Genomic DNA, 20930 nt, shown 5'->3' on the forward strand with positions numbered 1-20930 from the left:
TAGGGAAATGGACGGGCACAGGCAGCAGGCGGGGCGCAGCGGGCTGCCCGAAGAGCGCATTCCCGAGGTTTCTCCGCCCGTGTCGCTGCAAGACGGTTCGGCTGCGGCTTTCGTCGGCTGGATGCGCCACTCCGCCCCTTACATCCACGCCTTTGGCGGCAAGACCTTCGTGATCGCCTTCGACGGCGAGGTGGCGCAGGGCGAGCGCATGCAGCGGCTCGCCTACGATTGCAACCTGCTCGCGGCGCTGGGCATTCGCCTGGTGCTGGTGCACGGTGCCCGGCCGCAGATCGACGCGGAGATGGCGCGCCGCGGCCTGACGCCGGTGTTCCACAAGGGGATGCGGGTGACCGATGCGGCTGCGCTCGAGTGCGTCAAGGCGGCGATGATGGTCACCCGCGTCGAGATCGAGGCCAAGCTCTCGCAAGGCTTGCCCAACACGCCCATGGCGGGCAGCTACATGCGGGTGACGGGGGGAAATTTCATCACCGCCCGGCCGTTGGGGGTGATCGACGGGGTGGACTTTCAATACACGGGGGCGGTGCGACGGGTGATCGCCGAGGAGATCGTCGCCGACCTGGAGCAGGAGAACGTCGTCCTCATCACGCCGCTCGCGCCTTCGCCTTCGGGCGAGATCTTCAACATCACGATGGAGGAAGTCGCCACCGAGGTGGCGGTGGCGATCGGCGCGGAGAAACTCGTCTTCCTGTGCGATGCGCCGGGGCTATTGGACGCGCAGGGCAAGCTCGTCTCCTCCGTGACGGCGGATGCGGCCGCCCGGGCGCTCGCCGAGGGGAGCGGGCTCACGGAGGATTTGCACCTCTACCTGCCGCATGCGCTCGAGGCGGTCCGCCGTGGCGTGGGGCGGGCGCATCTCATCGACCGCGATCTCGACGGCGGCCTCTTGCTCGAATTCTTCACCCATGCCGGCGTGGGAACGCTGGTGACGCGCGATCCGATCTTCCGCTTCCGCGACGCGCGGCCCGAGGACGTGCCGGCGCTCATCGCGCTCATCGCGCCGATGGAGGCCGACGGTACCCTCGTGCGCCGTGACCGCGAGCTGCTGGAAAAGGAGATCGAGCGTTTCGTGCTCGTGGAGTACGACGGCGTGGTGGTGGGTTCCGCTGCGCTTTATCCCTTCAGCGAGGAGCGGGCGGCGGAGCTGGCGTGCCTGGCGGTGGCGCCGGAGTTTCGCCGCGCGGGGATCGGGGAAGAGCTGCTGCACCGCATCGAGGCACGCGCCCGGGCGATGGGGCTGGAGCGGCTCTACGTGCTCACCACGCGCACGGCGCACTGGTTCCTCGAGCGGGGGTTTCGCGAGGTGGGGCCCGATGCCCTGCCACGGCGCAAGCGCGAGCTCTATAACTATCAGCGCCGCTCGAAAGTGTTCGTGAAAGAATTGACCTGAACGGAGAAAGGGGTAGCGATGGCAAGGACCGTGTTTTGCGTGAAACTGGGGCAGGAGGCCGAGGGGCTGGAGCGGCCGCCGCTGCCGGGAGCGCTGGGCAAGCGCATCTTCGAGAACGTCTCCAAGCAGGCGTGGCAGGAGTGGCTACGCTATCAGACGATGCTCATCAACGAGAATCGCCTCAACCTGATGGAGCCGTCGGCGCGCAAATACCTGCAGGAGCAGATGGAGCGCTATTTCTTCGGCGAGGGAGCCGACGAGATCGCCGGCTACGTGCCGCCGGATCGATAGGCGATCACTGGGGGGGCTGCGGTTTCGCTTCGGGGGTGTAGCGGATGTCGCGCCCCTCGACGAGATAGACCACCTGCTCGATCACGTTCTTGGCATGATCGCCCACGCGTTCGAGCGACTTGGCGACGAAGACGAGCTCCAGCGAATGCGAGATCGTGCGCGGGTCTTCCATCATGTAGGTGATGAGCTCGCGCAGGATTCCCTTGAACATCGCATCCACCGTGCGATCGTCGGCGAGGATTTCCTGGGCCTGGCTGTCGTCGAGCCGGGCATAGGCGTCGAGCGAGGCATGCAGCATGGCCAGCGTCGTGCGCGTGATGAGCTCGAGCTCGATTGCAGGGGTGAAGGAGGGCGCGGCCTGATAGAGACGGATGCCGCTCTTGGCGATCTTCTTCGCCTCGTCGCCGATGCGTTCGAGGTCCTTGCTGATCTGCAGCGAGGACATGACCAGGCGCAGGTCGGCGGCCGCCGGGGCGTTGCGCACGATGAGCTGGACGCTTTGCTCGAAGACGCGCCGGTCTTCCTCGTTGATCGAGCGCTCCGTCTGCAGCACTTCGTCAAAGAGCGCCTGATCGCCTTTGCGCACACCCTCGACGGCTTTCTCGACCTGGCGCTCGACGGCGCGGCCCATTTCGAGCACGGTCTGGCGCAGCTGGTTGAGCTCGCGGTCGTAAGGGCGGAACGTGTGTTCTTCTATCGTCTTCATGGCTTTCCTCGCGGCGGTGCAGACATTATGGTGGGACGACGTTACCGTTTCGTGACGGCGCGTTCGCGCCGCTGCACGCCCTCGCCGGTGCCAAGCAGCAGCACGTCGGCACGCCGGTGGGCGAAGATGCCGTTGGTGACCACGCCGGGGAGGTCGTTGAGCGCGGTCTCGAGCGCATCCGGGTCGTCGATGACGAGGCCGTGCACATCGAGGATGGCGTTGCCGTTGTCGGTGACGAAACCGAGGCGGCGGCGCGGCTCGCCCCCTAACTCGCGCAGCCGGCGGGAGACGAGCCGCTCGGCCATGGGGATGACTTCGAGGGGCAAGGGGAATCGCCCCAGGCGCTCGACGAGCTTGCGCTCATCGCAGATGCACACGAAGCGCTCGGCCATGGCGGCGACGATCTTTTCGCGGGTGAGTGCGCCGCCGCCGCCCTTGATCATGGCAAAGTCGGGGTCGATCTCGTCGGCGCCGTCGACGTAGAGCGGCACCGTATCGAGCTCGGTGGCGTCGAGCACGGGAATGCCGTAGCGGCGCAGCCGCTCGGTGCTGGCTTCCGAGCTGGAGACGGCCCCGCGGATGCGCTTGCCACTTTGCACCAGGGCGTCGATGAAGAAGTTCACGGTGGAGCCGGTGCCGATCCCGAGGAAGATGTCCTCGGGGACTTCGGCCACGGCGGCCACCGCCGCCAGGCGCTTCAATTCGTCGGCGTGGGTCAGGGCCATCAGCGCAGGCTCGCGGCGTAGTCGGCGAGCGCCGAGATCTCGGTGTCGGTGAGCTTGTTGGCGATCTGGCGCATCATCTGCTCGGGATCGTTGGCGCGCTGCTGCTCGCGGAAGGCCTTGAGCTGCACGACGACGTAGTCGGGGGTCTGGCCGGCGAGCCGGGGATACATGATGGGGATGCCCGCGCCGTTGTTGCCATGGCAGCCGGAGCAGGCGGGCACCGCCTTGTCGGGGATGCCGTAGTGCCAGATCTTCTGGCCGAGGGCGAGGGTTTCCTGGGCCTTGGGTTCGGCCGGGACCTGTTTCTGCTGGGCGAAATATTGAGCCAGCCCGAGCATTTCTTCCTTGGAATACGCCATGACCATCGCGTTCATCGTGGCGTTTTCGCGGGCGATGGGCTTGTCGTCCCAGGCTTTGAAGTCGACGAGCTGCTTGTAGAGGTATTCGGGGTGCTGCCCGGCGAGCTTGGGGTATTCGGGCATGAGCGGGGTGTTGCCGTCGGGCCCGTGGCAGGAGGCGCACACGGTGGTGGCGATTTCCTGCGCGTGAGCGGGGTCGACGGGTTCGGCGGCGTAGACCAGGCCGGAAGCGGCGAGCGCGGTGAGCACGATGGTACGCTTGATCATGGGAATCCTCGACGCGATGGGTGAGAATGTGCAAATTTTGCTATTCTATCGCATCTCCCCGTTTTGCGCAGGCCCGCCTGTCGCCTCTTTCCCATGCCTCTTTTCCGCCATGCCGAGTTCGTCACCTCCATTGCCAAGCCCGCGGGGCTGCCGGCAGCCAAAGGGCCGGAGATCGCCTTCGTCGGACGCTCCAACGCCGGCAAATCCAGCGCGATCAATGCCTTGGTCGGGCACACGCGGCTGGCTTACGTCTCGAAGACGCCGGGGCGGACGCAGTTGCTCAACCTCTTTCGCACGCCGGCGGGGCTCTATCTGGTGGATCTGCCGGGATTCGGCTACGCCAAGGTGCCCGAGGCGATCCGTCGCGGTTGGGCGGAGCTGATCGAGCGTTATCTGCGCGAGCGCGAGGCGCTCGTCGGCCTCATCCACATCATGGACGTGCGCCATCCGCTCACGGCGCTCGACCGGCAGCTGCTCGACTGGTTCCTTCCCAGCGGCAAGCCGGTGCATATCCTCCTCTCGAAAGCCGACAAGCTCTCGCGCGGGGCGCGGGCGGCGACCGTGGTCCAGGTGCGCCGCGCTTTGGCCGCATGGGAGGGGCAGGTGACGGTGCAGGCGTTTTCGGCCCTCAGCAAGCTGGGAGTGGAGGAGGCCGAGGCGGTGGTGCAGGGGTGGTTGGCGGGCGTTCTGCCCGAAACGGCATGAAAACGCCGAGATGCGAAAAAAATGGCCCGAACGCAGGGGGAGGTTCGGGCCATGAACCCGGCGGTATCGCCGGGGTCCCGCTCAACAGGAAGGCTTTGCGGCGGCGCAGGCAGATGGAGCAGAGTTACTTTCATAGAAGGCTTGCACGGGCGAAAGTTCCCGCCGGCGCGGGAATGCCGACAAGGAGCGAATGATGCAGTTTTTCGGTAGGTTTCCCACGACGCGGATGCGTCGCATGCGGGCGTAACGCCGCATTCAGACGCCCCAAGCCATCCCTCATTGTTAGTGCTCCAATGATCACTTCGAGCCTGGGATGCGAGATATGGCGATTCCTGCATCTGATCGATTTGTTGCCTGTTGCGCAACAGGCTAAAATGGACCATGATCAAATCGTTCCGCCACAAAGGCCTGCGCAGATTCTTCGAGACAGGCAGTACCTCGGGCATCCAGGCCAGTCATGCCAAGCGCCTGCGGATGTTGCTCGTCGCTTTGGAGACGGCGCAGACGATCGACGACATGGACATCCCGGGCTTTCGTCTGCATCCGCTCAAGGGCGATTTGGACGGACGCTGGTCGGTTACCGTGAGCGGCAACTGGCGGATGACCTTCGAGTTCCGTGACGGGAACGCGTATGTTGTGGATTACGAGGACTATCACTGATGACCATGCATAACCCCCCTCATCCCGGCGAATTCATCATCGAGGTCTATCTGCAGCCCTATGGCATCAGCGCCCGCGAGCTGGCGCGTCGGCTCGATGTCGCGCCCTCCACCTTGAGCAGAATCCTCAAGGGCAGAAGCAGGGTAACGCCGGACATGGCGCTTCGGCTATCGAAAGTGCTTGGGCGTAGCCCCGAGAGCTGGCTTGCCATGCAAGATGCCCACGATCTCTGGGTCGCTCGCCAGCACACGAATCTCGAACGCGTCAGTAAACTCGAGTTGGTTATGGCCTGACGCGGGCAGGTGGGGGAATATCTTTCTCCACACCCTTTCTCTCAATCTTGACGCCCCCGCGTCTCCCTCGTCTCGCTCGCCGATGCACCGCGGGATCGCGTCGCCGCCGCTACAATGAGCCGCACGGCCATGCCCCGATACAGCTACAATAGGCGGCGACATGAACGCCCGCCACGACGCCAGCTACAAGCACCTCTTCTCCTCGCCCAAGGTGGTGCGCCACCTCGTCGAGGGGTTTCTGCCCGAAGAGCGTGGTCGCCGCCCATCTGGCTCAAGCGCCAGCAGCGCCCGCGGGATCTGGCCCGAATGGGTGCAGGCACGTTTGCGCATGGCAAACGCTGACGAGATCGACACCTGGCTCGACCGCGTGCTCGATGCGCAGCGGCTGGAAGAAGTGTTCGCAGAAAATCTTTCTGATCTGGGAAAACGCTGACAAGGAGCGAATGATGCAGTTTTTCGGTAGGTTTCCCACGACGCGGATGCGTCGCATGCGGCGCGACGAGTTTTCCCGGCGCTTGATGCGCGAGCACGTGCTCACGGCAGACGATCTGATCCTGCCGGTGTTCGTGCTCGATGGCGAAAACCGCGAGGAGGCGGTGCCTTCCATGCCGGGGGTGAAGCGCCTGTCGATCGACCGCTTGCTCTCGCTTGCCGAAGAGGCGGTCGGGCTGGGTATTCCGGCGCTTGCCCTCTTTCCCGTGATTCCGCCGAGCCTCAAAACTCCGGGTGCGGAGGAGGCGTGGAATCCGGCGGGTCTGGTGCCGCGGGCGGTGCGGGCGCTGAAACAGCGCTTTCCTCAGCTCGGTGTGATCACCGACGTGGCGCTCGACCCCTACACGAGCCACGGGCAGGATGGGTTGATCGCGCCGGACGATCCGCGCGGCTACGTGATGAACGACGAGACGGTGGCCGCCCTCGTGCGTCAGGCGTTGTGTCACGCGCACGCCGGCGCCGACATGGTGGCGCCCTCCGACATGATGGACGGGCGCATCGGCGAGATTCGCCGCGCGCTCGACGAGCAGGGGCTCATCCACGTGCGCATCCTTGCCTATTCGGCGAAATACGCTTCGGCCTTCTACGGGCCGTTTCGCGATGCCGTGGGCTCGGCGGCCAATCTCGGCAAGGGCAGCAAGGCGACCTACCAGATGGATCCGGCCAACAGCGACGAGGCGCTGCGCGAGGTGGCGCTCGATCTCGACGAGGGGGCCGATGCGGTGATGGTCAAGCCGGGCATGCCGTATCTCGACGTGATCCGGCGGGTCAAGGAGACCTTCGGCGTGCCGACGCTCGCCTATCAGGTGAGCGGCGAGTACGCCATGCTCAAGGCGGCTTTCGGCCACGGCTGGCTCGACGAGCAGGCGGCGATGATGGAGTCGCTGCTTGCCTTCAAGCGCGCCGGGGCCGATGCCATCCTCACCTATTTCGCGCTCGAGGCGGCGCGGCTGCTCGCGCGGCGCTGAGGCGGGCGTCGCTCAGGGGCGGCGGTGCAGGCGAATCACCGCGCGCCCGTCGGGCAGCGTCTTGGGCGCTTCTTTCCAGGCGTGTCCAAAGACGAGCTCGACGGTGATGGGAATCGTGCCGTCGGCCTCGCGCCGCGCTTCCAGCGCCGCGAGTGCCCGCTGCCAGCGCTCCTTGCCGGTGAGGGTGTGGCGGCGGTCGCGGCGCGCGTTCGTCGCGCCACTCGCGCGCAGATCCTGCCACAGGCGCGCCGGGTCGCGGTAGCGCAGGGTGAGCATCTGCATGTCCATCACCGGATCGGAAAAGCCGGCGGCCACGAGCAGGTCGCCTACGTCGTGCATGTCGAGAAAGGAATGCACCGCGGTGGGGCCGAGCGCTTCGCGCAGCTCGCGCAGCGTGTCGGGGCCAACGGTGGAGAAGAACACGGTGCCGCCCACGGCGAGCACGCGCTGCCATTCTTTGAGAGCGAGGAGCGGTTCGGAGAGCCAATGCAGCAGCAGGTTGGACCAGAGGAAGTCGACGCTGCCCGTGGCCAGCGGCAGGGCGTGGGCATCGGCTACGAGGGTCTTTGCCGGGTCGCGGCGCACGAGCCGGGCAAGCCAGGAGGATGGGGGGGCGAGGTGCGCGAGCCGCGCCGGGGCGAAGTCGACGGCGATGGCCTCGGCTTGGGGATAGCGCGCGCGTAGCGCCGGCAGGTCGTGCCCGCCGCCCACGTCGAGCAGGCGCCGCGGCGCGATGCGCAGGTAGTCGAGGCGCTCGAACAGGCGCTGGGCCGTTTCCTCGGCAAGGAAACGATTGGAAGGGTAGGCCGCGGCCGTGCGCTCGGCGCGGCGGCGGATCAGGGCGGGGTCGAGGTCGGGGCCGAAGGCGGTGGAGGTGTCGGGCATGTCGTCGGAGGGGAAATGAATCTGCCGGATTTTACGCCGCTCGTCGATTTTTTCCTGCCCTCGCGTTGCGGCCTGTGTGGCCTGGGGGCGACGGTGCGGGGTCTGTGCGCGTCCTGCCGTGGCGAATTTCTGCCGTGGCGGCAGGAAGAGGCGTGCCGGCGCTGCGGCGATCGTCTCACGCCCGCAGAATGCGAAGGAATCTGCGCCCAATGCGCGCTGAAACCGCCGCGCTTCGAAGCCGTTTCGGCGGGATTCTGGTATGAGCCGCCGCTCGATGCGCTCATCCACCGCTTCAAGTACGGTGCCGACCTGCGTCTGGGCCGGGCGCTCGCGCTGGCGATGGCGCAGACGATGCTTCCGCCGCTGGCGATCGACGTCCTGCTGCCGGTACCGCTCGCGCCCCGGCGCCAGCGCTCGCGGGGATTCAACCAGGCGGCGGTGCTCACCCGTGATTTGGGCGCGGCGTGGCGCCTGCCGGTTCTACTCGACGCGGTGCAGCGCCGGCGCGAGACGCCGCACCAGGCCCGTCTGCATGCTTCGGCGCGGCGCGAGAACCTGCGCGGCGCTTTCGCCGTGGAGCGGGCGCGGGCGATTGCCGGGCGCCGGGTGGGCGTGGTTGACGACGTGCTCACCACCGGGGCGACGTTGAACGCGTTGGCGGAGGTCTTGCTGGAATCCGGAGCGGCTGCGGTCCAGGGAATCGTGCTGGCGCGGGCGGCTTCGCCCGTTCGTCTGACGGGGTGACGGGAATGTTCGAGATCGTCCTTTTCCAGCCGGAGATTGCGCCCAACACCGGCAACGTGATCCGGCTGGCGGCCAACACCGGGGCGCGGCTGCATCTGGTGCGGCCGCTGGGATTCGTGCTCGAAGACAAGGGACTGCGCCGCGCGGGGCTCGATTATCACGATCTTGCCCAGGTGATGGTGCACGAGGATTGGGCGGCGTGCCGCGCCTGGCTGGGTACGCGGCGCCGTTTCCTGCTGACGAGCAAAGGCGTGCGCCCCTACGCGGACGTGGCGTTCGCAGCGGGAGACGTCTTCGTCTTCGGCTCCGAGACGCGCGGCGTGCCGTCCGAGGTGGCGGAAGGATTCGCCGAGGCTTCGCGGTTGCGCATTCCCATGCTGCCGGGTAACCGCAGCCTCAACCTGTCGAACGCGGTCGCGCTCGTCGTCTACGAGGCCTGGCGGCAGCAGGGGTTTGCCGGCGGGGGATGAAACGGGCGCTCAGGGGCGCTCGAACTTCGGGTCGCGCGCGAGCAGCGCCTCCACCACCGCCTCGGCGGCGAGATCCGGCTCGAAGAGCAGGCGATGGACGGCTTCGGCGATGGGCATTTCGATGCCGTGGCGCCGGGCGAGCGCCACCGCCGCGCGGGTGGTGGGCACGCCCTCGGCGACGTGCCCCAGTTCGGTGAGGATCTCGGCCAGCGGCTTGCCCGTGGCGCGCATGAGCCCCACGCGGCGGTTGCGCGAGAGCTGTCCAGTCGTGGTGAGGATGAGATCGCCCATCCCTGCCAGTCCCATGAGGGTCTCGTCGCGCCCGCCGAGCGCCCGGGCAAGCCGCGCGATCTCGGCTAGCCCCCGGGTGATCAGGGCGGCGCGGGCGTTGAGCCCGCAGCCCAGGCCGTCGGCCACGCCTGCGGCGATGGCGATGACGTTCTTGAGCGCTCCGCCCACCTCGGCGCCGACCACGTCGTCGTGGGCGTAGAGGCGCAGCCGGGGCTGGTGCAGCTGTTCGACCCAGTGCTTGGCCCAGTGGGCGTCGGCGGCGGCGAGCACCAGGGCGGTGGGGAGGTTGCGTGCCACTTCCAGGGCGAAGCTGGGGCCGGTGAGCACGCCTGCCCGGGGCGGCAGCAAGGTCTCGGGCCATGCTTCGGTGACGATGCGGTGCGGCAGCGCCAGGCGCTCGGGGTCGATCCCCTTGCAGGCCCACAGAAAAGGGAGGTTGGGGCGCTCGCGCGCGAGCGCCGCGACGGTGGCTCCGAGCCCCGCGAGCGGCGTGACGATCAGGGCGAGGTCCGCCCCGGCGAGCGCCTCGGGGAAATCCGCCGTGACGGCGACGTCCTCGGGCAGCGGAACTTCCGGCAGATAGCGGCGATTGCAGCGTTCGTGCGTGATCTGCTGGGCCTGCGCTGGATCGCGGCACCACAGGCGTACGCGGTGGCGGCGCGCCATGGCGATGGCGAGCGCCGTGCCCCAGGCTCCGGCACCGAGCACGGCGAGCTGCATCACAGCCCCCAGACGGCGCTGCGAGGGATGAAGCCTCGCAGCGGGCCGGCGGCGACTTCGGCCCAGCCGTCGCTCGTACCCAGCAGCGCCAGGACGACGTTGCGCTCGACCTCGCAGACGATGGCCGCTGCGGGATCGGGTGCCGAGCGGATTTCGGCACGGTCGACGATGACGATCACCGTGCGCAGATCGTCGAGATTGGCGGCAGGCACCCAGTACAACCCGCCTTCGGCGTCCCGGATCTGCGCCCATTCTCCCCGGTTCTGGATCCATTCCACCGGCGTGCCGGGCAGCAGCGAAAAAACGGGTACCGGCTCGCCGGGTGCGAGATAGGCCGGCGTGAGGGCGGTGACGTGACGATACGTCGCCCCTTCGGCATGGGTGGGGACGGGCGCCACGAAGATCAACGCGGCGGCCAGCCAGGCAAACGCCCGGCTGGGTCCTGTGCCGAGAAGCCCCCCGCCCCGCCGTTTCATCCCGGGCTCACTGCAGGCGCGCTTCGCCCTCGCCGCTCTGGGCGAGTTCGGCTTGGCGCTTCTGCTGCGCGTAGAGCGCTTCGAAATTGACCGGCGCGAGGATCACCGGCTGGAATCCGGCGCGCAGCGACGAGGAGGTGATGGCCTCGCGCGCATAGGGGTAGAGCAGATTGGGGCAGGCGACGAAGAGCAGCGGTTCGAGGTTCTCTTCCGGCACGTTGCGGATCTGGAAGATGCCGGCCTGCGCCGCTTCGATGAGAAAGAGTGTTTTGTCCTGGCCGATCTTGGCGGTGACGGTCACGGTGAGCGTGACGTCGAAGAAGCCCTCGTCGAGGCGCGTGGCAGCGGTGGCCAGTTGGACGTCGATGTTGGGCGTCTCGCGCTCGAGAAAGCATTGCGGCGCGTTGGGGACCTCGATCGAGAGGTCGCGCACGTAGAGTTTTTCCACGCTGAAGATCGGCTGGTCGGAGGTTTGCGTACCGTTGGTGTCGCTCATGGCAGGGTTCCGTAAGAAGGATCAATGGGAAGAGGATGCGCCTTGCAACAGTGCGTCGAGCTTGCCCTGGCGTTCGAGCTCGTAGAGATCGTCGCAGCCGCCGACGTGGGTCTCGCCGATGAAGATCTGCGGCACGGTGCGCCGACCGGTGAGGCGCATCATTTCGTCTCGTTGCGCCGGGTCGCGGTCGATCAGAATCTTTTCGATCTCGGTCACGCCCTTGCGCCGCAGGAGTTGTTCGGCCCGGACGCAGTAGGGGCAGACCTGGGTGGCGTACATGCGCACTTTGGGGGATGGGCTCATTTCTTCTTCCTCGAGGATTCGCTCTCGAGCGGCAGATTGGCCTTGCGCCAGGCATCGATGCCGCCGGCGAGCGTGTAGGCGTGGGGGAAACCCGCGGCGCGCAGCTTCTTGCAGGCGGTGGCCGAACGCGCGCCGCTGTCACAGTAGAGAATGAGATGGCGCGAGCGCATCTGCTCGATGCGATGGTCTTCCAGGAGGCGCTCGGCGGGGACGTGGAGGGCGTTGGGCAGGTGCGCCTTACGGTAGTCGGCTTCGCTGCGGATGTCGACGAAGACGGCATCTTCGCGGTTGACCATGACGACGGCCTGGGTCGGCGTGACGCGGCTGTCGTCGGTGGCACTGCGCACCGTCTCGACGATCCACCACAGGCCGCTTGCCACGGCGAGCAAAGCCCAGTGCCAGTTTTGCACGAGAAATTCCTGCAACATTGCCTCCTTTCGCGACGGGATGGAACGGCGCACGTGCGGCGGCTGCGATAAAATGCTCGGCTCGATCGTGGTGTGCAGCTGCCGTCGCCCGAGCGCCGATCGAGGTGTCCAATCATATCAGAGGATGATCATGTACAAGATCGTGCTGTTGCGTCATGGCGAATCCACCTGGAACAAGGAGAACCGCTTCACCGGCTGGACCGACGTCGATCTCACGGAGAAAGGCGTCGAAGAGGCGCGCGCGGCCGGGCGGCTGCTGCGCGAGCGGGGGTTTTCCTTCGATCGGGCGTTTACCTCGGTGCTGAAACGGGCGAACAAGACGCTCAACCTCGTGCTCGAAGAGCTCGATCAGCTGTGGCTTCCGGTGGAGCATTCCTGGCGCCTCAACGAGCGCCACTACGGCGCGCTGCAGGGGCTGGACAAGGCCGAGACGGCGGCCAAATACGGCGACGAGCAGGTGCTGCTGTGGCGCCGCTCTTACGATGTTCCTCCGCCGCCGTTGCCCGAGGGTGATCCGCGCATCACCGCCGACGATCCGCGCTACTGGGATCTGCCCAAGGCCGAGTTTCCCCGCACCGAATGCCTCAAGGATACGGTGGCGCGCTTCGTTCCTTACTGGCAGACGGTGATCGTGCCGCGCATTCTCGCCGGGGAGCGTATCCTCATCGCGGCGCATGGCAACAGCCTGCGTGCGCTCATCAAATACCTCGACGAGGTGTCGGATCAGGACATCGTCGGGCTCAACATTCCCACCGCCCAGCCGCTCGTCTATGAGCTGGACGAGAGCTGCCGGCCGCTCAAGAGCTATTACCTCGCCGACGAGGAGACGATCAAGGCGCAGCAGGCGGCCGTGGCGGCGCAAGGGCGCGCGAAAAAGTGAACCGAATGCATCGGACGGCGCACCGATGATCGGGCGCAGACTGGCCGTTTCAGTAGGGTTCATTCTGCTGGCCGCGGCCGTCGTGCCCGCCCATCCGGCCGGGGCGCCGCAGGGAGAGGGGCTCGGGGAGAAACGCTCCGAGCTGCAGAACCTGCAGCGCGAGATGCAGCGCATCGACCGTGAAGTGCGCCAGACCGAGTCGCGCCGTCGGGAGACCGAGGCGAAGCTGCAGGAGGCCGAACGGGCGGCCAACGCCTCGGCACGCAAGCTGGAGCGGCTGCGCGCGGAAGAAGAGGCCCTGTCGGCGCGTATCGCCGAGAACGAGGCGACGCTGGCGGAGCTGGAACGCTCGATCGCCCGGCATCAAGAAGAGGTGGCCGCGTGGGCGCGGGAGTATTACCGCCGCCAGCGACCGCTCGATCCGATTTTCTCCAGCGAAGATCCGGCCGAGGCAGGGCGACGGGCGCACTATCTGGAGCTTCTCGCCGCCGATCGGGCCCGGCGCATCGCCGCCTTGCGCGAGCAGCAGTCCCGCGCGGCGGCGCTGCGCACGGAGCTCAAGCGCCGTCAGGAGCGTCTGGTGCAGGTGAGGGAAGAGGCGGCGCAGGAAGCGGACCGTTGGCAGGCCCTGGCACAACAGCGGCGGCAGCTGCGCGAGGAGTTGGCGCAACAGCTCCAGGCGGCGAAAGATCGCAAGCGCGAGATCGAGGCGGATGCCGCGGCGCTCACGCAGCTGGTGCGTCGGCTGGAAGCCCAGGAACGGGCACGACGCGAGGAAGAGGCGCGGCAGGAGCGCCTGCGGCGGGAGGAAGAAGCAAGACGCGAGCGTGAGCGGCGCGAAGCGGCGCGGCGCGCGGCGCTACAGGCCAAGCGCGAGGCGAGCAGTGCGTCTCCGGCTGAATCTTCGGCATCGCCGCCATCGCCGAAGCCCCCGGAAGACGAGGCTCCTTCCCGCCCGGCGCGGCGCCTCGCCGATGCATCGGCCGCCGGAACCCCCCTTTCCGGGCTGCACGGCCGTCTGGGCTGGCCGGTGCAGGGCAATCTTCAGGGGCGCTTCGGTGCGTCCCGCCCCGAAGGAGGGACGTGGCGCGGGGTGTTCATCGCCGCCGGGGCGGGACAGCCGGTACGGGCGGTGGCCGACGGCGTGGTCGCCTACGCCGACTGGCTGCGCGGTTATGGTAATCTGATCATCCTCGATCACGGGGGCGGCTATCTCACCGTCTATGCCAATGCGGACTCCCTGTTGCGCGAGCCGCAGCAGCGGGTGCGGGCCGGAGAGACGATCGCCACCACAGGGACGAGCGGCAACATGGGCCGCTCGGGGTTATACTTTGAAATTAGGCACAATGGCGAGCCGCTCGATCCCCTGCGATGGATCGGCGGCTGACACAATCTCGGGGTGATGCGAATGCGGCGCTGGATCAGTCGGGTTTCCTTGTTGGTGGTCGCGGTGGTGGGCGGCGTCCTGCTCACGCTCAATCTGTCGGCCTGGGCCGAGCGCAACGCCTCGCCCGCCTTGCCGCTCGAGGATCTGCGGGCGTTCGCCGAGGTCTACGACGCAGTCAAGAAGGGCTACGTCGAGCCGGTGGAGGATCAAAAGCTCATCACCGAAGCCATTCGCGGCATGGTGAGCGGCCTCGATCCGCATTCGGCCTATCTCGACCCCGAAGAATATCAGGAGCTGCAGGTCGGCACCCAGGGAGAATTCGGCGGCCTGGGCATCGAGGTCGGCATGGAAGACGGTTTCGTCAAGGTCGTCTCGCCGATCGAGGATACCCCGGCCTTTCGTGCCGGCATCAAGGCGGGCGATCTGATCGTGAAAATCGACGAGACGCCGGTCAAGGGCATGAGCCTGCGCGATGCGGTCAAGCGCATGCGCGGTAAACCCGGCACCAAGGTGAAGCTCACCATCGTGCGCAAAGAGGTGGACAAACCCATCGTACTCACGCTCACGCGTGAGGTGATCACCGTGCGCAGCGTCAAGAGCAAGCGCGACGGGAACGTCGCCTACGTGCGCGTGACGCAGTTCCAGGAAAATACCGGTCCCATGCTCATCGAGCAGCTGCGCAAACTGCGTAAGGACGGAGCGCTACAGGGCGTGATCCTCGACCTGCGCAACGATCCGGGCGGCCTGCTCAATGCGGCGATCGGCGTGTCCGGCGCCTTCCTGCCCGACGACGCCCTGGTGGTGAAAACCTCCGGCCGCCTGCCGGACTCGCAGCGTGAATACCGTGTGCGCCCGTCCGATTATCTGCGCGGACCCCGCGAGCGCGACTATCTCGCCGACCTGCCGCCGGAGTACCGCTCCGTGCCGATGGTGGTGCTGGTCAATGGCGGATCCGCGTCGGCTTCCGAGATCGTGGCGGGTGCCTTGCAGGATCATGGCCGGGCCAAGATCATGGGAACGCGCTCGTTCGGCAAGGGCTCGGTGCAGACCATCCTGCCGCTCAACAACGGCGCGGCGCTCAAGCTCACCACGGCGCTCTACTACACGCCCAGCGGCCGCTCCATTCAAGCCAAGGGGATCGAACCGGACTTCGTCGTCGAAGAAACCGAGAAAGGGGCGGCGCGCTTCCTGCGCGAGGCCGACTTGCAGCAGCACCTCGAACTCGACGGCAAAGGTGTCAAACGGGCGGGGTCCGGCGAGACGGCGACCGGTGAGGACAAGGAGGAGGCGCCGGCCGAAGAGCCCGACATGCCGCCGAAATTCGAGTACGGTTCGGCCGAAGACCGGCAATATCAGGCAGCCTTGAAGTGGCTGCGCGAAGGGGTGGCTCCGCCTGCGCCGCCGGCCGAGACCTCTGCCCTCGGTCAGGCTCCGAAAGCGGCGAAACGCTGACCCGTCCGATGGACGACGCGGCGCTGCTGCGCTACAGCCGCCACCTGCTCCTGCCCGAGATCGGCATCGAAGGGCAGGAGCGCATCGCACAGGGCAAGGTGCTGATCGTCGGGGCGGGTGGCTTGGGCTGCCCGGCGGCGTGGTATCTCGCCTCGGCCGGTATCGGCCGGCTGTTTCTCGCCGACGATGACGTGGTCGATGCTACCAACCTGCAGCGCCAGACGCTCTACGACGAAAGCACCCTTGGTCAGCCCAAGGTGCTGGCGGCACAGACGGCGCTTGCCCGCGTCAATCCGCTGGTCGAGGTGGTGCCGCTGCAGACGCGGCTCGAGGGTGAGCGCTTGGCACAGGCGGTGGCGGAGGTCGACCTGGTGCTCGATTGCAGCGACAACTTCCCCACGCGCCACGCCGTCAACCGCGCCTGCGTGGCGGCCGGAAAACCGCTATTTTCCGGCTCGGCGATCCGTTTCTCGGGGCAGATCGCCGTGTTCGACCGGGCGGGGCGCGGCGGGCCGTGCTACCGCTGCCTTTTTCCCGAAGAGGCCGAGGACGAGGAGCTGCGCTGCGCCGTGATGGGCGTGTTCGCGCCGCTCACCGGCCTCATCGGCACGGCGCTCGCCGCCGAGGCGATCAAGTGGCTCGCGGGACTGGGGGCGGCGCTTTCCGGCAGGCTGGTGCTCTTCGATGCCTTGACGATGCAGTGGCGCAGCTTGAACGTGGCGCGCGACCCCTCATGTCCGGTCTGTGGGGCGCAGGCGCAGGCGTAGGTCTTCGCCCAGGCGTTTCGTCTCTTCCACGCGAAAGCGCGGTGCTTCTTCGAGTGTGCCCGGTTCGGGCAGGGCGAAGAGGGCGCGCGCCTGATTCCCGAGCACGCAAGGGGCGGCGTAGTGCAGCCATTCATCGACGAGCCCCGCGGTGAGGAAGGCGGCGTTCGCCGTGGCGCCGGCTTCGATCAGGACTTCGTTGATTTCGTTTGCCCCTAGCCAACGGGCGAGCGCCGCGAGATCGATGTGCCCAGCGGCGTCGGCCGGCAAGCGGATGACGCGATGCCCCCGGGCTTCGAGGCGGGCGCGTTTTTCCGCTTCTTCCCGTACCGTGAAGATCCACACCGGCTCGCCGTGCAGCAGACGGGCGGATTCGGGCAGGCGCAAGGTGCTGTCGAGCACGGCGCGGCGCGGAGCGCGTCGGCAGGGGACGTGGCGCACCGTGAGCTCGGGATCGTCGGCGAGCACGGTGGCGATGGTGGTGAGCACGAGGCAGGAGCGGGCGCGCCAGCGGTGCACGTCGCGTCGGGCGGCTTCGCCCGTGATCCAGCGGCTGCGCCCGTCGGCGAGCGCGGTGCGTCCGTCGAGCGTGGCGGCGGTCTTCAGACGGAACCAGGGCCGGCCCTGGGTCATGCGGGTGAGAAACCCCCGGTTGAGCTCGGCGGATGCTTCGGCGCACAGCCCGACGTCGATGGCAATGCCCGCCTGGCGCAGGCGTTCGATTCCCTTGCCGGCCACGCGCGGGTTGGGATCCTGCAGGGCGACGACGACGCGGGCCACGCCGGCGGCGACGAGCGCGTCGGCGCAGGGCGGAGTGCGGCCGTGATGGCTGCAGGGTTCGAGCGTCACGTAGCAGGTGGCGCCGCGCGCGGCCGCTCCCGCCTGGCGCAGGGCGTGGATTTCGGCATGCGGTTCGCCGGCGCGCTCGTGCCACCCTTCGCCGAGCAGCCGTCCGTCGGAGGAGACGATGACGCAGCCGACGCGCGGATTGGGCGTGGTGGTCTCCAGCCCCTTGCGCGCGAGCCGCAACGCCCGGCGCATCCAGTAGGAATCGTCAGGAGCGGGCGAGGTCGGCGGCATCGTCGTCGGTGTGCTTCTCGCTGCGCTTGCGCCGGGCGCTTGCCTGCACGTCGCGGATGAGTTCGGCGAACTTGCCCACGTCCTCGAAATTGAGGTAGACCGAGGCGAAACGCACGTAGGCGACTTTGTCGAGGCGCTTCAAGGCGTCCATCACCATCTCGCCGATCATGGTACTGGGGACTTCGCTCGCGCCGCTCGAGAGGAGCTCCGCTTCGATGCGCTCGATGGTGCGTTCGATCGTCTCGGCGGGCACGGGGCGCTTGCGCAAGGCCAGCCGCAAACTGGCGGTGAGCTTTTCCCGGTCGAAGTCCTCGCGCGAGCCGTCGCGCTTGACGACGACCGGGGGCTTGAGATCGACCCGTTCGTAGGTGGTGAAACGGCGCTGGCAGTTGGCGCAGCGGCGGCGGCGACGCACGACGCTGCCGTCGTCGCCTTCGCGCGTATCGAGCACCTGCGTGTCCGCGTCACCACAGAAAGGGCATTTCATCGCGAGGAATCAATGCTCGTAGACGGGGAAACGACGGCAGAGCTCGGCCACTCGTTCCCGCACGCGGGCGAGCACGGTTTCGTCGCTCGGCGCATCGAGCACGTCGGCGATGAGGTGCGCGACCTGTTCGGCTTCGAGTTCGCCAAAGCCGCGGGTGGTCATGGCCGGGGTGCCGATGCGGATGCCCGAGGTGACCATGGGTTTTTCCGGGTCGTTGGGAATGGCGTTCTTGTTGACCGTGATGTGAGCCCGCCCCAGCGCCGCTTCGGCGTCCTTGCCCGTGACGCCCTTGGGACGCAGGTCGACGAGGAAGAGGTGCGATTCGGTGCGGCCGGAGACGATGCGCAGGCCCCGCTCGTTGCCGAGCACGCGCGCCATCACCTGGGCGTTGAGCACGACCTGTTCCTGATAGCGCTTGAACTCGGGACTCATGGCTTCCTTGAAGGCCACGGCCTTGGCAGCGATGACGTGCACGAGGGGACCGCCCTGCAGGCCGGGAAAGATGGCGGAGTTGATCGCCTTTTCGTGCTCGGCTTTCATGAGGATGACGCCGCCACGCGGCCCGCGCAGGGTTTTGTGCGTGGTGGAGGTGACGACATCGGCGTGCGGTACGGGATTGGGATAGAAACCGGCGGCGATGAGGCCGGCGTAGTGGGCCATGTCGACCCAGAAGATCGCCCCCACATCGCGGGCGACCTTGGCGAAACGTTCCCAGTCGATGCGAAGCGAATAGGCCGAGGCGCCGGCGACGATGATCTTGGGTTTGTGCTCGTGCGCCAGCCGCTCCATGCGGTCGTAGTCGATCTCCTCGCGCTCGTTGAGCCCGTAGGCGACGACGTTGAACCATTTGCCGGAGAGGTTGAGCGGCATGCCGTGCGTGAGGTGTCCGCCCTCCGCCAGGCTCATGCCCATGATGGTGTCGCCGGGCTTGGCGAAGGCCATGAGCACCGCCTGGTTCGCCTGCGAGCCGGAGTGGGGCTGCACGTTGGCGGCTTCCGCGCCGAAGAGTTTCTTCAGCCGCTCTATGGCCAGGCGCTCGATGACGTCGACGTGTTCGCAGCCGCCGTAGTAGCGCTTGCCGGGATAACCCTCCGCGTACTTGTTGGTGAGCTGCGAGCCCTGCGCCTGCATGACAGCGTAGGAGACGTAGTTCTCGGAGGCGATGAGTTCGATGTGCTCTTCCTGCCGGCGGTTTTCGGCTTCGATCGCGGCGAAGAGCTCCGGGTCGACCTGGGCGAGGCCATCGGCTTTGCGGAACATGGGGGACTCCGTCGGGGTTCGGAAACGGGAAATTCTAGCACGGGGCGCGGGGTCACATCGCGGCGATCTCGTCGCGCGCCGGCGCTTCGAGGTGCGAGGTCTCGGCCCAGGCGAGGATGGCGCGCTGCTGCCCCCAGCGCACCCACGACAGGCCGCAGTTGGGGATGGGGAAGTCGCGCTTGCGCTCGAGCGGCAGCCCCTCGACGTGGCGGCGCACGGCGTCGAGCACGCCGCCGTGGGTGACGAGGAGCACGGCTTCACCGCGATGGGCGCGGGCGAGTTCGTCGAGCGTGCGGCCGATGCGGGTGAAGGTTTCGAGAAGCGCTTCACCGCCGGGCGGTCGGTAGTGGGGATCACGGCTCGCGTAGCGGGCGTAGCCTTGGGGATCGAGCCGTTCGGCTTCTTCGGGCAGAAGGCCCTGGAAGTGGCCGCAGTGCCGCTCGCGCAGGCCCGGATGCGGCTGAAGGGGCGCGTCTTCGCCGAGGATGAGGCGGGCGGTCTCGAGCGTGCGCGCGAGGTCGCTCGCATAGTGCGCGGCAAAAGGGATTCCGGCAAGGGCACGGCGCACCGCCAGCGCCTGGCGGCGGCCGGTGTCGTTGAGCGGCACGTCGAGATGCCCCTGGATGCGCTTGTCGCGGTTCCAGTCGGTTTCGCCATGGCGCACCAAGCAAAAGAGCGCGTCGTCGCCATCGGGCAACGGAAAGGGAAGTGTTCGTTTCATACGAGGGTTTCGGTCACGTCGGGATGGGAGAGGAAGGCGCGCGGGCTCGCGCTCGCGCCGTAGGCGCCGGATTGATAGACCACGAAGAGATCGCCCGGTTCGGCCGGCGGCAGCAGCACCTCTTGGGCGAGGATGTCGAGTGGGGTGCACAGCGGCCCGACCACGGTGACCCGTTCGCTCGCCGGCAGGTGCATCTTGTTGCCGATCGCCACGGGGTAGTTCTTGCGGATCACCTGGCCGAAGTTGCCGCTCGCGGCCAGATGCTGGTGCAGGCCGCCGTCGACCACGAGGAAGGTGGTGTCGCGCGAGCGTTTCTTGTCGAGCACGCGGCAGACGTAGAGGCCTGCCTCGCCTACGAGGTAGCGCCCCAGTTCGATGACGAGCTCGGTTGCGGGCAGGAGACGGTGCAGCTCGGCGGCGAGCGCGCGCAGGTTCTCGCCCACCGGTTCGAGCGCGAGCGGCTGCTCGCCGGGAAAATAGGGGATGCCGAACCCGCCGCCGAGGTTGAGCCAGCGCGGCGGCGCAGGGAGCCGTTCGGCAAGGCGCACGAGGCGATCGAAGGAAGCGCGCTGCACGGCCACGAGCGTTTCGGCATCGAGGATCTGCGAGCCGGCGTAGAGGTGCAGCCCCTCGAGGGCGAGGCCGGCAGCCTGGAGGGATTCGAGCAGGGCGGGAGCGCGCTCGAGGTCGATGCCGAAGGGTTTGGCCCCGCCGCCCATCTTCATGCCGGCGCGCTTGAGCTCGAAATCGGGGTTGAGGCGCAGCGCGAGGTGCGGTGCGATGCCGAGCGACTCGGCGTGGGCGAGCACGCGCGGCAGTTCGCGCTCGGATTCGAGCGTGATCGTGATCTCCGCGGCCAGCGCCTGGCGCAGCTCTTCGTCGCGCTTTCCGGGACCGGCAAAGGCGATGCGCTCGGGGGCGATGCCGCAGTCGAGGGCAAGCGCCATCTCGCCGCCGGAGGCCACGTCGAAACCGTCGGTCTCGCGCGCGAGCAGCGCCACGAGCGGCGGGAAGGGGTTGGCCTTGATGGCGTAGTGCAGGCGCACTTCGGGTCCGATCGCCGCGCGCACGCGGGCTACGCGCGCGCACACCCGGCTTCGGTCGTAGGCGTAGAAAGGCGTGCGGCCGACGCGCTCGGCGAGCCGGGTGAGCGGCAGTCCGCCCACGGTGAGCTCACCGCGCGCATCGACGGGAAATTCGCGCATCGGTGCG

At 67.6% G+C, this 20930-nt stretch carries 27 protein-coding genes; 13 read left to right on the forward strand and 14 right to left on the reverse strand.

Annotation, left to right across the window (positions count from 1 at the left end; translation table 11 throughout):
• Positions 1–7: 7 nt before the first annotated feature.
• Together argA and ASC37_RS07465 are read left to right on the forward strand one after the other, a co-directional pair.
• Positions 8–1408, forward strand: a complete 1401-nt coding sequence (gene argA / locus ASC37_RS07460; RefSeq protein WP_082438412.1) for an amino-acid N-acetyltransferase — start codon at positions 8–10, stop codon at positions 1406–1408.
• An 18-nt stretch (positions 1409–1426) separates the two neighbouring features.
• On the forward strand, positions 1427–1699 hold the full coding sequence (locus ASC37_RS07465) for an oxidative damage protection protein (protein WP_055423777.1): 273 nt from the start codon (positions 1427–1429) through the stop codon (positions 1697–1699).
• 4 nt (positions 1700–1703) lie between these two features.
• Here ASC37_RS07465 and phoU read toward each other — a convergent pair whose 3' ends face one another.
• The 3 genes from phoU to ASC37_RS07480 are packed head-to-tail and all read right to left on the reverse strand — an operon-like array spanning position 1704 to position 3756.
• The gene (gene phoU, locus ASC37_RS07470) at positions 1704–2405 is read right to left on the reverse strand and encodes a phosphate signaling complex protein PhoU (RefSeq protein ID WP_198289047.1); all 702 of its coding nucleotides are present in this window, start codon (positions 2403–2405) and stop codon (positions 1704–1706) included.
• Positions 2406–2446: 41 nt separating this feature from the next.
• On the reverse strand, positions 2447–3130 hold the full coding sequence (rpiA, locus tag ASC37_RS07475; RefSeq protein ID WP_055423778.1) for a ribose-5-phosphate isomerase RpiA: 684 nt from the start codon (positions 3128–3130) through the stop codon (positions 2447–2449).
• Complete coding sequence (locus ASC37_RS07480) at positions 3130–3756, reverse strand: c-type cytochrome (RefSeq protein ID WP_055423779.1); 627 nt, start codon at positions 3754–3756, stop codon at positions 3130–3132. Before ASC37_RS07480 ends, rpiA begins: the two co-directional genes overlap by 1 nt.
• A gap of 93 nt (positions 3757–3849) precedes the next feature.
• Here ASC37_RS07480 and yihA point away from each other — a divergent pair, with 93 nt between their 5' ends.
• The 5 genes from yihA (at position 3850) to hemB (ending at position 6874) form a co-directional block, all read left to right on the forward strand.
• On the forward strand, positions 3850–4461 hold the full coding sequence (gene yihA / locus ASC37_RS07485; RefSeq protein ID WP_055423780.1) for a ribosome biogenesis GTP-binding protein YihA/YsxC: 612 nt from the start codon (positions 3850–3852) through the stop codon (positions 4459–4461).
• A gap of 381 nt (positions 4462–4842) precedes the next feature.
• The gene (locus tag ASC37_RS07490) at positions 4843–5121 is read left to right on the forward strand and encodes a type II toxin-antitoxin system RelE/ParE family toxin (protein WP_055423781.1); all 279 of its coding nucleotides are present in this window, start codon (positions 4843–4845) and stop codon (positions 5119–5121) included.
• On the forward strand, positions 5121–5414 hold the full coding sequence (locus ASC37_RS07495; protein ID WP_055423782.1) for a HigA family addiction module antitoxin: 294 nt from the start codon (positions 5121–5123) through the stop codon (positions 5412–5414). Before ASC37_RS07490 ends, ASC37_RS07495 begins: the two co-directional genes overlap by 1 nt.
• Positions 5415–5574: 160 nt before the next feature.
• Positions 5575–5847: a hypothetical protein gene (locus ASC37_RS07500; protein WP_055423783.1), complete on the forward strand. Its 273-nt coding sequence runs from the start codon at positions 5575–5577 to the stop codon at positions 5845–5847.
• A 13-nt stretch (positions 5848–5860) separates the two neighbouring features.
• Positions 5861–6874: a porphobilinogen synthase gene (gene hemB, locus ASC37_RS07505; protein WP_055423850.1), complete on the forward strand. Its 1014-nt coding sequence runs from the start codon at positions 5861–5863 to the stop codon at positions 6872–6874.
• Positions 6875–6886: 12 nt separating this feature from the next.
• On the opposite strand, the gene ASC37_RS07510 is transcribed toward hemB, so the two are convergent.
• Complete coding sequence (locus tag ASC37_RS07510; protein ID WP_055423784.1) at positions 6887–7759, reverse strand: methyltransferase domain-containing protein; 873 nt, start codon at positions 7757–7759, stop codon at positions 6887–6889.
• Positions 7760–7774: 15 nt separating this feature from the next.
• Here ASC37_RS07510 and ASC37_RS07515 point away from each other — a divergent pair, with 15 nt between their 5' ends.
• Both ASC37_RS07515 and ASC37_RS07520 read left to right on the forward strand, forming a co-directional pair.
• Complete coding sequence (locus ASC37_RS07515) at positions 7775–8503, forward strand: ComF family protein (protein ID WP_055423785.1); 729 nt, start codon at positions 7775–7777, stop codon at positions 8501–8503.
• 5 nt (positions 8504–8508) lie between these two features.
• Positions 8509–8973, forward strand: coding sequence for a tRNA (cytidine(34)-2'-O)-methyltransferase (locus tag ASC37_RS07520; protein ID WP_055423786.1), 465 nt, complete (start codon positions 8509–8511; stop codon positions 8971–8973).
• A 9-nt stretch (positions 8974–8982) separates the two neighbouring features.
• Here ASC37_RS07520 and ASC37_RS07525 read toward each other — a convergent pair whose 3' ends face one another.
• The 5 genes from ASC37_RS07525 to ASC37_RS07545 are packed head-to-tail and all read right to left on the reverse strand — an operon-like array spanning position 8983 to position 11687.
• Entirely contained in the window at positions 8983–9984 is a 1002-nt protein-coding gene (locus tag ASC37_RS07525; RefSeq protein ID WP_055423787.1) for an NAD(P)H-dependent glycerol-3-phosphate dehydrogenase, read from the reverse strand.
• The gene (locus ASC37_RS07530) at positions 9984–10460 is read right to left on the reverse strand and encodes an SH3 domain-containing protein (RefSeq protein ID WP_055423788.1); all 477 of its coding nucleotides are present in this window, start codon (positions 10458–10460) and stop codon (positions 9984–9986) included. Before ASC37_RS07530 ends, ASC37_RS07525 begins: the two co-directional genes overlap by 1 nt.
• A gap of 7 nt (positions 10461–10467) precedes the next feature.
• A complete protein-coding gene (gene secB, locus ASC37_RS07535) occupies positions 10468–10956 on the reverse strand; it encodes a protein-export chaperone SecB (protein WP_055423789.1) in 489 nt (162 codons plus the stop codon).
• Positions 10957–10977: 21 nt separating this feature from the next.
• The gene (gene grxC / locus ASC37_RS07540; protein ID WP_072247950.1) at positions 10978–11259 is read right to left on the reverse strand and encodes a glutaredoxin 3; all 282 of its coding nucleotides are present in this window, start codon (positions 11257–11259) and stop codon (positions 10978–10980) included.
• Positions 11256–11687 carry a rhodanese-like domain-containing protein gene (locus tag ASC37_RS07545; RefSeq protein WP_055423791.1) on the reverse strand — a complete coding sequence of 144 codons (432 nt, stop codon included), beginning with the start codon at positions 11685–11687 and terminating at the stop codon, positions 11256–11258. Before ASC37_RS07545 ends, grxC begins: the two co-directional genes overlap by 4 nt.
• Positions 11688–11817: 130 nt before the next feature.
• On the opposite strand from ASC37_RS07545, the gene gpmA reads away from it, so the two are divergent.
• The 4 genes from gpmA to ASC37_RS07565 are packed head-to-tail and all read left to right on the forward strand — an operon-like array spanning position 11818 to position 16173.
• Positions 11818–12567 carry a 2,3-diphosphoglycerate-dependent phosphoglycerate mutase gene (gene gpmA / locus ASC37_RS07550; protein WP_055423792.1) on the forward strand — a complete coding sequence of 250 codons (750 nt, stop codon included), beginning with the start codon at positions 11818–11820 and terminating at the stop codon, positions 12565–12567.
• A gap of 25 nt (positions 12568–12592) precedes the next feature.
• Complete coding sequence (locus tag ASC37_RS07555) at positions 12593–13954, forward strand: murein hydrolase activator EnvC family protein (RefSeq protein WP_055423793.1); 1362 nt, start codon at positions 12593–12595, stop codon at positions 13952–13954.
• A 21-nt stretch (positions 13955–13975) separates the two neighbouring features.
• Entirely contained in the window at positions 13976–15406 is a 1431-nt protein-coding gene (locus ASC37_RS07560; protein WP_082438414.1) for a S41 family peptidase, read from the forward strand.
• An 8-nt stretch (positions 15407–15414) separates the two neighbouring features.
• On the forward strand, positions 15415–16173 hold the full coding sequence (locus ASC37_RS07565) for a TOMM precursor leader peptide-binding protein (RefSeq protein ID WP_055423795.1): 759 nt from the start codon (positions 15415–15417) through the stop codon (positions 16171–16173).
• On the opposite strand, the gene ribD is transcribed toward ASC37_RS07565, so the two are convergent.
• Genes ribD through ASC37_RS07590 form a run of 5 tightly spaced genes read right to left on the reverse strand, consistent with a single transcriptional unit; the run spans position 16138 to position 20923 of the window.
• Positions 16138–17250, reverse strand: coding sequence for a bifunctional diaminohydroxyphosphoribosylaminopyrimidine deaminase/5-amino-6-(5-phosphoribosylamino)uracil reductase RibD (ribD, locus tag ASC37_RS07570; protein ID WP_055423796.1), 1113 nt, complete (start codon positions 17248–17250; stop codon positions 16138–16140). The genes ASC37_RS07565 and ribD overlap by 36 nt on opposite strands.
• Complete coding sequence (gene nrdR / locus ASC37_RS07575; RefSeq protein ID WP_055423797.1) at positions 17225–17737, reverse strand: transcriptional regulator NrdR; 513 nt, start codon at positions 17735–17737, stop codon at positions 17225–17227. Before nrdR ends, ribD begins: the two co-directional genes overlap by 26 nt.
• A gap of 9 nt (positions 17738–17746) precedes the next feature.
• Positions 17747–18997 (reverse strand): serine hydroxymethyltransferase, encoded by a 1251-nt coding sequence (gene glyA, locus ASC37_RS07580; RefSeq protein ID WP_055423798.1) that lies wholly within the window; start codon positions 18995–18997, stop codon positions 17747–17749.
• Between the two features lie 52 nt (positions 18998–19049).
• The gene (locus tag ASC37_RS07585; RefSeq protein ID WP_055423799.1) at positions 19050–19718 is read right to left on the reverse strand and encodes a histidine phosphatase family protein; all 669 of its coding nucleotides are present in this window, start codon (positions 19716–19718) and stop codon (positions 19050–19052) included.
• Positions 19715–20923: a pyridoxal-dependent decarboxylase, exosortase A system-associated gene (locus tag ASC37_RS07590; RefSeq protein ID WP_055423800.1), complete on the reverse strand. Its 1209-nt coding sequence runs from the start codon at positions 20921–20923 to the stop codon at positions 19715–19717. Before ASC37_RS07590 ends, ASC37_RS07585 begins: the two co-directional genes overlap by 4 nt.
• Between the last annotated feature and the right edge of the window lie 7 nt (positions 20924–20930).

This window comes from Tepidiphilus thermophilus (genome assembly GCF_001418245.1).
Taxonomy (GTDB): domain Bacteria; phylum Pseudomonadota; class Gammaproteobacteria; order Burkholderiales; family Rhodocyclaceae; genus Tepidiphilus; species Tepidiphilus succinatimandens.

What these genes read in the sequence shown, in the direction of transcription:
- ASC37_RS07585 (WP_055423799.1), bottom strand. Translation starts at nt 19,718, where the DNA reads ATGAAACGAACACTTCCCTTTCCGTTGCCCGATGGCGACGACGCGCTC.
- ASC37_RS07515 (WP_055423785.1), top strand. Translation starts at nt 7,775, where the DNA reads ATGAATCTGCCGGATTTTACGCCGCTCGTCGATTTTTTCCTGCCCTCG.
- ASC37_RS07490 (WP_055423781.1), top strand. Translation starts at nt 4,843, where the DNA reads ATGATCAAATCGTTCCGCCACAAAGGCCTGCGCAGATTCTTCGAGACA.
- ASC37_RS07465 (WP_055423777.1), top strand. Translation starts at nt 1,427, where the DNA reads ATGGCAAGGACCGTGTTTTGCGTGAAACTGGGGCAGGAGGCCGAGGGG.
- ASC37_RS07545 (WP_055423791.1), bottom strand. Translation starts at nt 11,687, where the DNA reads ATGTTGCAGGAATTTCTCGTGCAAAACTGGCACTGGGCTTTGCTCGCC.
- ASC37_RS07510 (WP_055423784.1), bottom strand. Translation starts at nt 7,759, where the DNA reads ATGCCCGACACCTCCACCGCCTTCGGCCCCGACCTCGACCCCGCCCTG.
- ASC37_RS07555 (WP_055423793.1), top strand. Translation starts at nt 12,593, where the DNA reads ATGATCGGGCGCAGACTGGCCGTTTCAGTAGGGTTCATTCTGCTGGCC.
- secB (WP_055423789.1), bottom strand. Translation starts at nt 10,956, where the DNA reads ATGAGCGACACCAACGGTACGCAAACCTCCGACCAGCCGATCTTCAGC.
- phoU (WP_198289047.1), bottom strand. Translation starts at nt 2,405, where the DNA reads ATGAAGACGATAGAAGAACACACGTTCCGCCCTTACGACCGCGAGCTC.
- ASC37_RS07565 (WP_055423795.1), top strand. Translation starts at nt 15,415, where the DNA reads ATGGACGACGCGGCGCTGCTGCGCTACAGCCGCCACCTGCTCCTGCCC.
- grxC (WP_072247950.1), bottom strand. Translation starts at nt 11,259, where the DNA reads ATGAGCCCATCCCCCAAAGTGCGCATGTACGCCACCCAGGTCTGCCCC.
- ASC37_RS07495 (WP_055423782.1), top strand. Translation starts at nt 5,121, where the DNA reads ATGACCATGCATAACCCCCCTCATCCCGGCGAATTCATCATCGAGGTC.
- glyA (WP_055423798.1), bottom strand. Translation starts at nt 18,997, where the DNA reads ATGTTCCGCAAAGCCGATGGCCTCGCCCAGGTCGACCCGGAGCTCTTC.
- ASC37_RS07560 (WP_082438414.1), top strand. Translation starts at nt 13,976, where the DNA reads ATGCGGCGCTGGATCAGTCGGGTTTCCTTGTTGGTGGTCGCGGTGGTG.
- rpiA (WP_055423778.1), bottom strand. Translation starts at nt 3,130, where the DNA reads ATGGCCCTGACCCACGCCGACGAATTGAAGCGCCTGGCGGCGGTGGCC.
- argA (WP_082438412.1), top strand. Translation starts at nt 8, where the DNA reads ATGGACGGGCACAGGCAGCAGGCGGGGCGCAGCGGGCTGCCCGAAGAG.
- ASC37_RS07530 (WP_055423788.1), bottom strand. Translation starts at nt 10,460, where the DNA reads ATGAAACGGCGGGGCGGGGGGCTTCTCGGCACAGGACCCAGCCGGGCG.
- yihA (WP_055423780.1), top strand. Translation starts at nt 3,850, where the DNA reads ATGCCTCTTTTCCGCCATGCCGAGTTCGTCACCTCCATTGCCAAGCCC.
- ASC37_RS07525 (WP_055423787.1), bottom strand. Translation starts at nt 9,984, where the DNA reads ATGCAGCTCGCCGTGCTCGGTGCCGGAGCCTGGGGCACGGCGCTCGCC.
- hemB (WP_055423850.1), top strand. Translation starts at nt 5,861, where the DNA reads ATGCAGTTTTTCGGTAGGTTTCCCACGACGCGGATGCGTCGCATGCGG.
- ASC37_RS07500 (WP_055423783.1), top strand. Translation starts at nt 5,575, where the DNA reads ATGAACGCCCGCCACGACGCCAGCTACAAGCACCTCTTCTCCTCGCCC.
- gpmA (WP_055423792.1), top strand. Translation starts at nt 11,818, where the DNA reads ATGTACAAGATCGTGCTGTTGCGTCATGGCGAATCCACCTGGAACAAG.
- ribD (WP_055423796.1), bottom strand. Translation starts at nt 17,250, where the DNA reads ATGCCGCCGACCTCGCCCGCTCCTGACGATTCCTACTGGATGCGCCGG.
- ASC37_RS07520 (WP_055423786.1), top strand. Translation starts at nt 8,509, where the DNA reads ATGTTCGAGATCGTCCTTTTCCAGCCGGAGATTGCGCCCAACACCGGC.
- nrdR (WP_055423797.1), bottom strand. Translation starts at nt 17,737, where the DNA reads ATGAAATGCCCTTTCTGTGGTGACGCGGACACGCAGGTGCTCGATACG.
- ASC37_RS07590 (WP_055423800.1), bottom strand. Translation starts at nt 20,923, where the DNA reads ATGCGCGAATTTCCCGTCGATGCGCGCGGTGAGCTCACCGTGGGCGGA.
- ASC37_RS07480 (WP_055423779.1), bottom strand. Translation starts at nt 3,756, where the DNA reads ATGATCAAGCGTACCATCGTGCTCACCGCGCTCGCCGCTTCCGGCCTG.